Origin of the sequence: Endozoicomonas sp. ALC020 (genome assembly GCF_049275935.1) — a bacterium.
Lineage (GTDB): Bacteria > Pseudomonadota > Gammaproteobacteria > Pseudomonadales > Endozoicomonadaceae > Endozoicomonas_A.
Genome location: NZ_CP184830.1, coordinates 627,312 through 640,914, shown reverse-complemented (window position 1 = coordinate 640,914; position 13,603 = coordinate 627,312). Strand labels below are relative to the sequence as shown.

The following is a 13,603-nucleotide window of genomic DNA, read 5'->3' as shown; positions in this document are numbered from 1 at the left end:
TCTGTTATTCGGTTATGTTTCTCAAAGCGGTGCCGACTGAATAAAAGCAGGCATTAATCAGAGGCTGATTATGTTCAGTTTAAGTGGCATCTATTCAGGGCTGGATGTTAACTCCATTGTTGACACTTTGGTGGAGGCCGAGCGTGCTCCCAGTGAAAACCGTTATGCCCGCAGAGAGGAGGCCTTTAATGTAGAACTGTCTGCCGTCGGGACGCTAAAGTCTGCACTGAATGATTTTAATACTCAGGTAGAAAGCCTGAACAGCATCAGTAAATTCAGTCCCAGAGCCGTCAGTGTCAGTAATGAGTCCGTTCTGAGCGCAACCGCTTCCAGCAGCGCCGGGGAAGGCAGTTATCAGTTTTATGTGGATCAGCTGGCGACTCGCCACCAGACTGTATCCGCAGCTATCGCTACAGATGCCACTATTGGTTCCGGAACGGTCAATCTCTCGGTTAACGGTGAAAGCTTCTCCGTTACGGTCGAACCGGGTTCAGAAAGCCTGACTAATTTACGCGATGCTATAAACAGCGCAGCCGATAACGCCGGGATTCAGGCAGCGATTATTAATGAAAACGGTCAGCAACGTCTGATGCTGACTAGTGAGAAATCCGGAGCAGCAAACACCATAACGAGTGACTTCAGTGGCCTTTCCGGTGGCTCAGCAACCCTGGGTTCCTTTACCGATTTACAGGTGGCAGTGGATGCCAGTATCCGGTTTGGTGCAGGAGCCTCTGCAATCACTATTACTTCCGAAGATAACCAACTGGAAAACCTTATTGATGGCGTCACGCTCAATCTGAAAGCCGTCAGCACAGATCCGGTTACCGTGAATATCTCCGTAGACAAAGACAGCCTGAAAGAGTCCATGCAGGAGTTTGTGGATGCCTGGAACAATGTTAAGTCTACCCTTGATACTCTCACAGATTTCAACGGTGTTTCAGCGGGGCCTCTCAATGGTGATAGCCAGACCCGGGCTATTGAGGGTCAGTTGAGAAGTGTCATCAGTTCTTTATATGGTGAAGACGGTGACACATTCAGAACACTCGGGCAATTGGGTCTGACAACTACCGAAGACGGCTCAATAACCCTGGATAACGATAGTCTGGATAACGCCCTGATTAACAACTTTGATGAATTGGCGCAGGTGCTGGCTGGTGAAGATGGCTTAATGAATCAAATGGCAGCCGTTCTCACTCCCCACCTTGAAAGTAGCGGAACGCTTGACAGTCGAGAGGACAGGATTGAAGAGGGCTTGAGTGATATTGAAGATGATCGTGCGGCACTGGAGCTGAGACTGGAGCGGACCCGCAGCTATTACCAGAATCAGTTCCTGGCGATGGAAAGTATTCTGGCCTCACTGAGTGGAACCAGTGACTGGATCACCAGCAGTCTGAATAGTCTGAATAACAATAATTCCTGATCATGGAGAGGGTCATGAAGAAAAAAGGTCTGGGTGCTTATCAGCAACAGGAAAAAGCGGGTGTAGAAGCGTCTGATTCTGTTCAGCTGGTGGGTGTGTTGTTTACCAAACTGATGGACAATCTGGCTAAAGCAAGCCACCACATTGAGCGAAAGGATCTGACCAACAAGTCTGATCGCCTCTCCCTGTCTATCGAAATTCTGCTGGTGCTGGAACAGTCTCTGGATTTTGAAAGAGGTGGTGACTTGGCCGGAAATCTCCAATCGTTATATCTCTATTGCATCAGACGTTTAACTGAGGCCAATGCAAAAAATGATTTGACTGCTATCAGTGAAGTTATGGGGCTGCTAAAAGAAATACAGGAAGCCTGGGCCCATATTTCCCTTCCTCAAGCTGCGATTGCCACTATTCAGTAACGGAGCGGTTTGAATGGAAAACCAGGCTCTGCCAGTTTTTTCGTTGTTATCTCTATCGAGTTCAGCGCCATCGGTTGATGGTGCTCAACCGCAGGTCATGGCGGCTGCTGAGACAGTTACTACTTCTTCTGAGTTGACATTTGAAACTGTTCTTCAACAGTTTTCCTCAATAGAATCTGCATCCACAGAGTTAGTCTCTCCGGAGCTTCTGGCTGCAGGGTTGATACCTGTTGATGGGCAGGCAAAAACAAATTTACCCTTGGCAAACCCTGACGTTTCAGAGCTGACAAAGCATATTCCCGTCACCAGCTTACCGATACTGACCAGAGAAGCAAAACCTGAACAGTCCGCCGTAGAAATAAAAAGTACCTCTTTAACAGTAGGGGTTACTGAACGGCCTGATTTAAATCTGTCAATGCCCGGAAAATCTGAAAAACTCCGCCTGCCTGTTCGACCACAGGAATCAGAGGTCTCTCTGACTCCGGTTAATACTCAGTGGGTGTCTCAGACTCAAAAACCATTAACGGATGTTAATCTGGTAGAGGAAGTCGATCACCAGACAGGAAAATTTAAGCCGGAAATCACTCTGAAACCGGATCAGATCCAGACAGAAGCCAAAGCGCCGGAGATAAAAAATCACCATGGATCAAAAGAAATTCCAGCTCCGCTGTCTCTGTTCAATTTCGAAGTGGAACGGAAGGTTTCTTTAAAAACAGCGCCTGCGCTGGTACAGCAGACCGAGTCAATACAGGCCATCGTTAATCAGACGCCTCAAACCTCCCAACAGCCTGTTTCCATTCAGATGACTGAGCCATCATCAGCAGCCCAGTCAGCCACAGTTAAGCAACCTTTCCTGCAACCTGAAGTAGCTCAGCGACCCTTCGGGCAGACAGTGGTGCAAATGATTAAGCAGGGTGAGCAGAAAATGGAGTTTCGGTTAGACCCACCGGAATTGGGTCGTGTAACGCTGACGGTTAGCGTTGACAGAGACGCTGTCAGCCTTCAGGTGATAACAGCAACACCCGCTGCTAGAGACTTGCTGCTGCTTCACGGAGATCGCCTGCGGGAAGCTCTTAATAGTGAATCACTGACTCTGGGGCAAATGTCAGTGGATGTGGGTAGCCAGAAAGACGCTGATACGTCGGAACAATCTTCAGAATATCTGCCCACCGCCGATGGTTGTCTTGAATCAAATGGTTATCAGAGCGCCCAGGAACAATTCAGGCTTCATGGCGGCAGATTATTGGATCATTTCGTTTAACAGATCATCGGAAAAGGAGTTTCTGGACTCATGGCAGATGAAAAAGAAGGCAGTGACTCTGAAAACAAAAATTCAGGCCACGGCAAGTTATTAATCATCATCATTATTCTTCTGGTGCTGTTGCTGGCGGGTGGTGGCGCTTTTGTGGCAATGACAATGATGAATCCGCCGCAGCAACAGGAACAGCAACAGCAACAGCAGCCGCAACCGCAAGCTGCAGCATTGGGACCACCCAGTTTTATGGTGCTTGAGCCATTTATTATCACTCTCAAAAGTGATGCCCGACCTCGATATATGCAGATAAAACAGTCATTGATGGTACGGGATGAAACCGTGATCGCAACACTGGAAGCCTACCGGCCTCTTATTCGTAATGAAGTCATCAACTATCTGGGCTCACTCTCGTTTGAAGAGGTTAAAGCCGGGGGAGTTACAGAGATTATCCGTGCTGAAACGCTGGCAAGAGTCAATGCCCTGCTCGAGAAAGAGAGGGTGGGAGCAAGGGTGGATGACTGTCTGATTACGGATCTTGTGATCCAGTAGCAACTTAGTGGCTGAGATGCAGCAAAAAGGACTTGACGCTTATCGCCAACAGGCAGGAAATCAGCGGGATGTTCTGGTTAAACAGCACTTGTCTCTGGTCAAAAAGATTGTGCTGCATCTGGCCAGTAGTCTGGGTAGTAACATTTCCCGGGATGATCTCTTGCAAGCCGGGATGATGGGGCTTCTGGATGCTGCCAGTCGTTACGATCCGGGCCGCAAAGTCCCCTTTGAACAGTTTGCCAAAACCCGGATTCGAGGCGCAGTGATTGATGAGTTACGACAGTGGGACTGGCGCAGCAGAACAGATCGGGAACACGGACAGAAGATCAGGAAGGCAATTCAGACGCTTAATACAAAGCTGGGACGGGCTCCGTCCGAGTCAGAAATTGCAAAAGAGCTTGGTGTCAGCCTTGAGCGATACCACCGCATGTTGCAGAGCAGTAATTCCGACAATCTGCTGAGTCTGGATGGGCTGATGCAGGGTGAGGCTGACAGCAAAATCATAGAGGTTAATCAGGATGACTCTATAGAAGTGGTTGCCATGGGAGGGGAGCGCAGCAGGGCCCTGGCAAATGCTTTAAAGGAGTTACCGGAACGAGAGCAACATTTGATGAATCTCTATTATGTTCATGAACTGAATATGAAAGAAATTGGAGAAGCTCTGGATCTGACGGAGGCCCGTATTTGTCAGTTACACCGTCAGGCTGTTCTAAGACTGCGCTCGCTGCTGGAAGAATGGAACAGGGAATAGTGTTATGAAAATCTTGGGGCTGCTTATCCAGCTAGGCTGCATCTTTGGTGGCTTTATGGCTGCGGGTGGTGAAATGAGGGCTATCTGGCAGCCAGCAGAAATAGTGATGATTGGTGGTGGCGCCTTGGGGGCGTTTATGATTGCCAACCCAACGAATGTTGTCAAAGCGGCCGGGCGACATTTGGTTTATACCGTCAATAATTCAGGTTTTAATCGTGAATATTTTGATGAGCTGCTCTCTCTTTTGTATACGTTGTTCAATATGGCGAAAAAAAAGGGAGGGACCAAGGCGCTTGAAGAGCATATAGAAAACCCTGAAAACAGCGATGTTTTTTCCAAATACCCTCTGATAATGAAGACCCCTCATATCTATAACTTCATTACTGAAAACCTCAGGTTGTCACTGGTAGACGGCATTGAGCCCCACGAATACGAAACCATTATTGAGGAAGAAATTGAATCCATGGAGTCAGAAATGATGCGTCCGGCGGATGCTCTGCAGCTGATTTCTGATGCATTGCCGGGTTTCGGTATTCTCGCGGCAGTACTGGGTATCGTTATTACTATGGGTGCGATAGATGGCCCAATGGATCAACTGGGCCGATTGATTGCTGCGGCTCTGACAGGTACTTTTCTTGGCATATTTATGGCCTACGGATTAGTAGGACCCTGTGCAACGGCCATTGGCCACTCAATCGATCAGGAGATTAGAGCATTTCATTGCATCAGGGTGGGGCTGGGCAGTAACAAGTCCGGTTTTCCTCCTGTTGTTTCAGTGGATTCCGGCAGGAAAATGCTTTTTGCGGACAAACGCCCCACTTTTAGTGAACTGGAAGAGTTGCTGGACGGCTCATGAGTAAAGATCATGTCATTGTCATTAAAAAGAAACATGGCGGTCATGGTGATGGACATCATGGCGGTTCATGGAAAGTAGCCTTTGCTGATTTTGCCATTGCCATGATGGCTTTGTTTCTTTTGCTCTGGATCATGAGCGCCACGGACAAGGAACAGAAGAAAGCCATTGCCACCTATTTTGAAGATCCGGGCTCATTCCGCCATCCAAGCAGTTCCAAGCCCATTAATTTTGGGGGAATGAATACTTTGGTGAATATTCCCAGACCAGGGGCAAACAATCGAGGCAGGGAAGAGACTGAAGTTATTGCTGAGGATATGGACAAAACCCTGAATAACACGCTGATTTTCGACAAGCTGTCCGATGAATTACAAAAATTGGTAGGCGGCAGTAAATCAGCTGGAAGATATGAAGATTACATTGATCTGGAGAAAACACCGGAAGGCTTACGCATTGTCATTCTGGACAATAACAAGAAGAATATGTTTGAAAAGGGGAGCGCGAGACTGCAGCCATTTTTTCAGGATTTAATGCTTGAGATGGCCCCTATTTTGAACAAACTTTCTTTCAGTCTCATGATCAGCGGTCATACCGACAGCTCAGGCTTTCAGAGGAATAACTATTCAAACTGGGAACTGTCATCAGCCCGGGCTCAGGTTGCCAGAAGAACACTGGTTTTCGGAGGACTGGAGGAGTCCCGGATTATGATGGTGTTGGGTATGGCTGACCGGGTACTGCGCGACCCTGAAAACCCTGAATCCAGCTCCAATCGTAGAATTGAAATTCTGTTTTTGAACGAGGAAATGGAAAAGCGGATTGAAGATATGTTTGCACCGGTTGAAGAAGGTACCGGAGATGTAATTCAGGAAGGCACCGAAAAACTGAGTGATGAAGACTCGCAGAAAATGCGCACAGCTCTGGACAAAGCCCGGGACAATCAGCTTCCGGAAGAAATGAAAGATGATATAAACTGGGGAGACAATTAAGCATCTGACCAGTTTCTTAAGTTTTCTTATCGATGATTTTTTTAATGATTCGAGACACAGCCACAAAGCCAAACGTAGCCGTCACAACAGTGGTGGCGCCAAAACCACTGGCACAATCCATTTTTGTAGAACCCATATCAGCAGGCTTCTGCTGGCACACTGTGCCATCGGGCTGAGGATAAACGGCCTGTTCTGAAGAGAAGACACAATCGACACCAAACTTCCGCTTGCTGTTTTTAGTAAAGCCGTGGAAATCTCTCAGATGGTTTCTGACTTTTTTTGCCAGAGGGTCGTGCCAGGTTTTGGTAAGATCGGCAATCTGAATCTGGGTAGGATCGACCTGACCGCCCGCGCCACCGGTTGTGATGACAGGAATCTTGTTTCTTTTGCAGTGATGAATCAGGGCGGCCTTGATTCTGAAACTGTCTATGGCATCCAATACATAATCAAAGTCCGGACTGATCAGTTCAGACACATTTTCGGTCGTTACAAAGTTTTCAATAACATGGCACTGGCAGTCCGGATTAATGGACTGAATGCGGCTGGCCATCACTTCACATTTGGACTGGCCAATGGTTTCAGTGGTGGCATGAAGCTGACGATTGATGTTAGTGACACAGACATCATCCAGATCGATCAGAGTAATAGTCCCTACCCCGGTTCTGGCCAGAGCCTCTGCTGCCCATGAGCCGACTCCGCCAATGCCTGTGACGCAGACATGAGATTGTCTCAGTCGGTCTACAGCATCGTTGCCATAGAGCCTGCGGCTTCCTCCAAAACGGGCGTCATAGCCATTGGTTGAGTTTTCTGAAGCAACTGTCATAGAGAGTCCGGGAGCTTTTCAGGCATTTTCAGGTCAGGAGTTCGGGCGCAGGATTATAATACTGACATCCTCACTTGTCATGAAGCCTGTTGGCCTGGATGTATCCGATGACTGAAGTATTGCAATCTCTGGTGGGGGATATTGGTGGTACCAATGCCCGCTTTGCCCTGGTGAAACCTGACAGTCTGGTGTTGGAAGGCATTCAGACGATGTCGAGTATTGATTATTCCGATCTGGAAGATGCCGTTCGGCTCTACCTGAAAAATCAGCGGGTTAAAACCATTGCCAGGGCCTGTCTTGCTGTTGCAGGCCCGGTCGTGGGTGGAAAGGTAAGTTTCACCAACAGCCACTGGAAAATTGATCAGCAACAGTTCAAACAAGACTTTGAACTGGAAGTGATGGCGCTGATCAATGATTTTGCCGCACAGGCTCTGGCGGTCCCTCACCTTCCTGTAAGCGAACTCATGCCTGTTGGGCCTGAGCTGGACTTTGATCCTGATGCCGTCAAGCTGGTAATTGGTCCCGGAACCGGTCTGGGGCTTTGTGGATTGATCGAAACGCCTGTGGGTTGGCAAGCTCTGCCCGGTGAAGGGGGCAATGCCGACTTTGCACCTTCTACTGAAAGAGATATCAGTGTCTGGAGATTTATCCGAAAAGAAGTTGGGGGGTTGCTGGGAGTTGAGAGAATACTTTCCGGCTCAGGTCTGGAATTACTTTATGAAGCGCACTCGAGCCTGGATGGTCGGATGGATAAACTGCAGGCGGCAGATATTACAGTTCAGGCTCTGGAAGAACAGGATTCTCTCGCTTACGAAGTGCTGGATCACTTTTTTGAGATTCTGGGTAATACCGCCGGGAATGCTGCACTGATTCTGGGAGCAAGGGGTGGTGTCTACATTGCGGGCGGCATTATCCCCAAAGTTAAAACGCTGTTTGCCAGAGGAACGTTCCGTAAGGCCTTTGAGAACAGAGACAAGATGAAAGACTACATGTCAGGCATACCAACATGGCTCATATTGTCTGAAAATCCCGGGTTAACCGGAGCGGCGGCCTATTTGAACCGTTCAGGTCATTATTAAAGTCAGCTGTCTTCTAAAAGTATCCCCAGAGGCTGTGGATAAGTCTGGGATTAACCTTTGGGTGGTTTCTCAAACTTCAGGGAAGTAACAAACTGCAAATAAGTGGTTAAAAAATGATCAGTGAACACGGCAGGATCATCGTCCAGATGGGCTTCGGCCAGAAATTCAGCAATTTCATTGTCCTGCAGCATTTCTAGAGGGTTTGTATTTGCCCCTGACGGGGCTACGGCTCATGAGTACTCAGCCATACGGAATCGAATATTTCTGGCTTATTGGGCAGGTGCTCTGCAAGGCGCAACGACGGGAACATAGCAAGCTATGTGACCAGAGTTGCAACGCATCACGACTGCATGGATGCAGGAGCTAGAGCAACGCAGGAGCAGTTGCCGCGAGTGCCTGAACAATGAGTCAGAAAATATGATTTCGTATGGTTGAGTAGTTATATGTCAGTTGATGTAACTATAGGGTTAGGCTATTCAGGAAACTAATAAGCATTCAAACAATCAAAAGTTATAACTTGAGAGTTTAAGAAGGAAGAATGCAGCATGTTTGGAACAATTGGTCAAAGTGTTGGGACGTATCAATATCCTGGTTGTGGGCTTGGAGGAGCAGACCTTATATCAATGAGTATAAAGCCTGATCGATACTCCTTAGAAGTATGGAAAGAAACTTTGAATAAAATAAATCCTAATATTTCTGATAATCTGGGAATCAGTCCACTGATGTATGTAATATGGGCGGCAGATGATGACTCTATGGATAAAGCTCGTTCTGAAAAGATAGCAACTATTATTGAACTTTTTATTAAGAACGGGGCTGATTGCAATCCACAAAATGGCGCTGGTGACACTCCGCTGCTACTACTTTGCAAAAAAAAATGGGGTGACTTTCCACAGCTCATAGAATTTGCCCTTGAACAAATAATAAATAATGGAACTGAACCTGACTCTATTATGGTTCGTGGCATACCTCTACTTTTGGCTATGTCAACATTTCCAGGAAATTATTCAACAATGGCATGGAAAATTTTGTTGAAAAAGGGGCTAAACCCTAATGTTTCTGATGCTGGAGAAAGCCCATTGACCAATGTAATAAAAAGCAAGTCTATGGATGACGTTATTAATCAAAAGCTAGCAACTATTATTGAACTGTTGATTAATAATGGGGCAGATTGCTATCAAGAAATTGGCTCTGGTGAAACTCCGTTACAACTACTTTGTTCAAAAAAATGGGATGACTTTCCAAAGCTCAGAGAGCTTGCAATTGAACAAACAATAAATAAAGGAATTGATCCTGACTCTATTATGGCTGTTGGCAAACCTCTACTTTTAGCTATGTCAAACTATCCAGATTATTATTCTTCAATGGCATGGAAAACTTTGTTGCACAAAGGGCTAGACCCTAATGTTTCTGACGATTCAGGAATGAGCCCATTGATTAATGTAATAAAAAGTAAATCTTTGGATAAGAATTCTTCTGAAAATCTAGCAACTATTATTGAACTGTTGATTAAGAATGGGGCAGATTGCAATCAAGAAAGTGGCTCTGGTGAAACTCCGCTACAACTACTTTGCTCAAAAAAATGGGATTACTTTACAAAGCTTAGAGAATCTGCACTTGAACAAATAAGAAATAATGGAATTGAACTTGACTCTATTATGGTTGATCTCCAATCTCTACTTTTAGCGATGTCAAGATATCCAGGGTTATATTCTTTAAAGGCATGGAAAACTTTGTTGCACAAAGGGCTGGACCCTAATGTTTCTGACGATGCAGGAATGAGCCCATTGATTAAAGTAATAAAAAGTAATTCTTCGGACAAAGTTATTTCTAAAAAGCTAGCAAATATTATTGAGCTTTTGATTAAGAATGGGGCAGATTGCTATCAAAAAGATAGGGTTCGTGACAATGCGCTAGAACTACTTTTTTTAAAAAAATGGGATAACTTTCCACAACTCAGAGAGCTTGCGTTAGAACAAATAAGAAATAATGGAATTGAACCAGAGTCTCTTAAGGTTAAAGGCAAACCTCTGCTTTTAGCAATGTCAAAATCTCCAATAAAGTATTCTAAGTTAGCTCTTAGAAGCGTTTTCAGATATGGAGTTCTCCCTATTTTAGAAGAAAATGAATTAGAAGGGCCTACAGAAAAAAAACCAAAATTGAAGTGTTATTTTAACGATACGTTAGAAAAGCACAAAGCCCATTTTTGTTTTCGCCCTCTTGAGTATCGCTGCATTTGTGCTGTAGACAGACATTCAAGAGGACAGGAATTGACAATGCTTCCGAAAAGCATTCAGAAAGATATTAAACACTTGTTTTATTCATGAAAGAAAAAAGAAAAAAGAAAAAAGACACCCATAAATTAAAAAAGAGACCCAAAAAAAGAAAAAAGACACCCTTAAATTTGCTTTACTATCCACTTGGTCTACTTTTTCATCCATCACTGATTTTTTACCCAGACAGGTGAGTCCATGGCTCAGGCCCGCAATACTCTGATTGACCCCAGCTCAACGCCTTATTATCACTGCACGGCAAGATGTGTTCGTCAGGCTTACCTCTGTGGAGAGAACCACCTGACTGGCAAGAACTACGAGCATCGCCGCCAATGGGTGGTGGATAAACTCCGGGAACTGGTTTCAGTCTTTGCTATAGAAGTCTGCGCTTACGCTGTTATGTCGAATCATTATCATGTGGTTTTGCACATCAATCAGTCATTTGCCAGAGGCTGGTCACGGAATGAAGTGCTTCATCGTTGGACGACCTTGTTCAGAGGTCCGCTCCTGGTGCAAAGGCATCTGGCCGCTGACAAACTGGGCAGCGCTGAGTTGGCCCGTATTGATGAATATGCTGAGCAATACCGGCGTCGTTTAACGGATATCAGCTGGTTTATGCGCTGCCTGAATGAACATCTTGCTCGTGAGGCCAATAAAGAAGACGAGTGTAAAGGACGCTTCTGGGAAGGTCGTTTTAAAAGCCAGGCACTGCTGGACGAAGCAGCGTTACTGACCTGCATGACCTATGTTGACTTGAATCCGATTCGGGCTGGAAAGGTAGAAAGACCGGAAGCATCAGACTACACGTCGATTCAGGAACGCGTGGAGCAGGTTACACATTCTGAGACTAAAAAACAGCCGCTGACCCTGAAACCTTTTTGTTTGCAGGGCCAGAATACGGAGGTTGCCCTTCCCTACCTTCTTCGCGACTATCTGGAACTGGTTGACTGGAGTGGCCGCATTGTCAGGACAGACAAGAAAGGTTCCATCCCGTCGTGTACCCCTCCTATTCTTGAAAGATTGGAAATTGATCCGGATGAGTGGCTGAAAACCATGCAATGGAATAATCGTTTTTATCGGGCAGTTGGCCGTCTGAAGGCGATGAAGGCTTATGCACTTGAAGCCGGACAGAAGTGGCTTCGAGGTTTAAACGCCTGTAGTCGTTTGTACCTGACAGGTTAGCGTAGAAGTCTGTCAAGGCGTCAAAGACCCTCTCTTTATCTCTCTTCGACTTATCTCGGAATGAATTTGCATTGTCTGAATTATGGCTTGAACAGCTTCTGTTCGTTGGATGGTGCTGTGTGGCTCGTTGATACGCTGGTTGAAGATAGATTTTCTGATCCTTTTTGGGGATGCAGTTTTTGAATGTCTTATTTTTTATAGGTTTTTATGGGTGTCTTATATTTACTATATTTAATGTATATTTTTTATGGGTGTCTTATATTTTTATATTTTTTTATATTTTTTATACGAACCAGAAATGCCCCACAGATTTTGCTGACGAGGCAAAAAAATAAGGCTGCACAATTGCAGCCTTATCTTGATCATAAGTAACATATTATTGCTCTAGGATTTTTTTAAAATACCTCGCTCAACCCCTTGGCAGAAAAACCCGCTACTTTATTCATTTCAGATTACGGATTACCACCAAGCTTCAAACTGCACGCCGTATGTCCAACCGTCGGAGTCCGCGCCAAAGGTGTTTGCGATCTGAGGTCTTGAAGTTCCTGTATCGAAGTAGTCAAGGCCCTCCACTGAACTGCATGTTTCCTCACCGTAATCAGCTACGCTACATAATGGAGTGCCTGATTTGTCGGTAGGGAGCAAATTGGGATTTTCGACAGCATCCCATTTTGCGTACGTAGCAAATACTCTGATAACCGGTCTGACAAATGCTCCAAACTTTGGATGGAACTGTTGAGCTATAGTGAATTTGGTCACCTGACTGTCAAAGCCTTGGCCTTTTCCGCTGTCTAAAGTACTGTCATAAAAGGCATTTTCAACTTTATCCCAACCCAGTTCAATTGCAGTACTGGTGATTTCGGTCCACTTCCAGATGGGTCTGATACCCGCTGTTATCCAGGTTCTCTTGTCAGGCAATGAGGTATCTAGTTTTTGAGCTTCTTCGTCGTATTCTACCTGTGTCCAGGCTGCAACGTACATGATGTCCATTTGGTCACTCAGAGAGAATGAACCATGATCAAGCACCCTGTAGAGCTTGTTACCTTTGTACCACTCTGCTGAGGCTATGTCTCTGCCAGTTGAACCAACGCTTGGACCCGTCATGCCATCATTAGCGTATTGCACCGCAAACTTGTTAAAACCATCCAGAACCTCCCAGGTCAGCTCAGCTGTAAGCAGCCATCCGTCTTTATCAAGAAACTCTTTGTAAACAGACTTGTCAGGAGGGTTTCCTTTGCCGTAGTCAACTCCCAGTTCAAGGCTTAGATTATCCATAAGCCTCAAATCTTTCAGTCTGAGATCTATGACATCGGTTTCAACTCCCTGCTCAACTCTATTGGCAGGTTCACTGCTGTCGAAATATTCAACCTTGGGTGTATGTCTTAGCCAGGCAATATCAAACTTGCCTATACCTACATCAATATCCTGAATACCGGCTCCCGGGCCAGAAACATCCCAGTAGTACCAGTCATTCATATGAACATCATGTCTCTGGTAAAAGCGTTTGCCCGCCCAGAGCATAGCCTCCGGCATACCCTCAATGATATTAGTGGCCTGTAAGTTGACTTCCCTCAGGGCAAACTCATTGTTGCCATAATAATCGTCACCCATTCCGGGCATTTCCCAGTCATTGTTTTGGAAAACCTTATAGGCGATATTGGTATCCAGCCTGAACGAGGTATTATTATCATTAGACAACTCAGCACCAAACTTCAGCTCGGTATAGGTCTCACACTCATTACCCAAGCGGTACTTGGCGGGTGCCCCAGCCGCTTTAAAGCAGGCCTGATCTCCTCCTTCTGCTGAACGACCTACGCCAGAGCGGGCATAGCCGTGAAAATCAACGTTAACTTCTTCAAAGGCCCAGGAAAGTGCAGGGAGGGAAGCGAGAGAAATAACCCCAATACTGCGACCCAGAGCAGACAGAGTACTCTGTATCTGAATCATTGCTATTTACCTTGTGTGTGTACGACAGTTGACCAGAGCTAACCGTTGGCTAAGTTGCTCTGGCCTGTT

At 45.9% G+C, this 13,603-nt stretch carries 13 protein-coding genes; 10 read left to right on the top strand and 3 right to left on the bottom strand.

All coding sequences use genetic code 11. The features are described from left to right. Nucleotides 1-70 precede the first annotated feature (70 nt). Genes fliD through ACOJUO_RS02285 form a run of 7 tightly spaced genes read left to right on the top strand, consistent with a single transcriptional unit; the run spans nucleotide 71 to nucleotide 6,230 of the window. A complete protein-coding gene (fliD, locus tag ACOJUO_RS02315; RefSeq protein WP_422138806.1) occupies nucleotides 71-1,420 on the top strand; it encodes a flagellar filament capping protein FliD in 1,350 nt (449 codons plus the stop codon). 14 nt (nucleotides 1,421-1,434) lie between these two features. Next, nucleotides 1,435-1,836, top strand: coding sequence for a flagellar export chaperone FliS (gene fliS, locus ACOJUO_RS02310; RefSeq protein ID WP_422135141.1), 402 nt, complete (start codon nucleotides 1,435-1,437; stop codon nucleotides 1,834-1,836). A 13-nt stretch (nucleotides 1,837-1,849) separates the two neighbouring features. Continuing rightward, nucleotides 1,850-3,097 carry a flagellar hook-length control protein FliK gene (locus ACOJUO_RS02305; RefSeq protein WP_422135140.1) on the top strand — a complete coding sequence of 416 codons (1,248 nt, stop codon included), beginning with the start codon at nucleotides 1,850-1,852 and terminating at the stop codon, nucleotides 3,095-3,097. Between the two features lie 30 nt (nucleotides 3,098-3,127). Beyond that, nucleotides 3,128-3,640, top strand: coding sequence for a flagellar basal body-associated FliL family protein (locus ACOJUO_RS02300; RefSeq protein WP_422135139.1), 513 nt, complete (start codon nucleotides 3,128-3,130; stop codon nucleotides 3,638-3,640). 16 nt (nucleotides 3,641-3,656) lie between these two features. Beyond that, nucleotides 3,657-4,391 (top strand): sigma-70 family RNA polymerase sigma factor, encoded by a 735-nt coding sequence (locus ACOJUO_RS02295; protein ID WP_422135138.1) that lies wholly within the window; start codon nucleotides 3,657-3,659, stop codon nucleotides 4,389-4,391. Nucleotides 4,392-4,395: 4 nt separating this feature from the next. Next, nucleotides 4,396-5,247, top strand: coding sequence for a flagellar motor stator protein MotA (motA, locus tag ACOJUO_RS02290; protein ID WP_317145266.1), 852 nt, complete (start codon nucleotides 4,396-4,398; stop codon nucleotides 5,245-5,247). Beyond that, a complete protein-coding gene (locus tag ACOJUO_RS02285; RefSeq protein WP_422138805.1) occupies nucleotides 5,244-6,230 on the top strand; it encodes a flagellar motor protein MotB in 987 nt (328 codons plus the stop codon). Before motA ends, ACOJUO_RS02285 begins: the two co-directional genes overlap by 4 nt. 16 nt (nucleotides 6,231-6,246) lie before the next feature. On the opposite strand, the gene tcdA is transcribed toward ACOJUO_RS02285, so the two are convergent. Continuing rightward, the gene (tcdA, locus tag ACOJUO_RS02280; protein ID WP_422135136.1) at nucleotides 6,247-7,053 is read right to left on the bottom strand and encodes a tRNA cyclic N6-threonylcarbamoyladenosine(37) synthase TcdA; all 807 of its coding nucleotides are present in this window, start codon (nucleotides 7,051-7,053) and stop codon (nucleotides 6,247-6,249) included. Between the two features lie 107 nt (nucleotides 7,054-7,160). On the opposite strand from tcdA, the gene glk reads away from it, so the two are divergent. Further along, entirely contained in the window at nucleotides 7,161-8,132 is a 972-nt protein-coding gene (glk, locus tag ACOJUO_RS02275) for a glucokinase (protein ID WP_422138804.1), read from the top strand. A 50-nt stretch (nucleotides 8,133-8,182) separates the two neighbouring features. Here the strand turns inward: glk and ACOJUO_RS02270 are convergent, their stop codons facing one another. Beyond that, nucleotides 8,183-8,323: a hypothetical protein gene (locus ACOJUO_RS02270; protein ID WP_422135134.1), complete on the bottom strand. Its 141-nt coding sequence runs from the start codon at nucleotides 8,321-8,323 to the stop codon at nucleotides 8,183-8,185. Between the two features lie 354 nt (nucleotides 8,324-8,677). On the opposite strand from ACOJUO_RS02270, the gene ACOJUO_RS02265 reads away from it, so the two are divergent. Continuing rightward, nucleotides 8,678-10,459, top strand: coding sequence for a hypothetical protein (locus tag ACOJUO_RS02265; protein WP_422138803.1), 1,782 nt, complete (start codon nucleotides 8,678-8,680; stop codon nucleotides 10,457-10,459). 144 nt (nucleotides 10,460-10,603) lie between these two features. Beyond that, complete coding sequence (locus ACOJUO_RS02260; RefSeq protein ID WP_422138802.1) at nucleotides 10,604-11,587, top strand: transposase; 984 nt, start codon at nucleotides 10,604-10,606, stop codon at nucleotides 11,585-11,587. A 459-nt stretch (nucleotides 11,588-12,046) separates the two neighbouring features. On the opposite strand, the gene lamB is transcribed toward ACOJUO_RS02260, so the two are convergent. Next, the gene (lamB, locus tag ACOJUO_RS02255; protein WP_422138801.1) at nucleotides 12,047-13,534 is read right to left on the bottom strand and encodes a maltoporin LamB; all 1,488 of its coding nucleotides are present in this window, start codon (nucleotides 13,532-13,534) and stop codon (nucleotides 12,047-12,049) included. Between the last annotated feature and the right edge of the window lie 69 nt (nucleotides 13,535-13,603).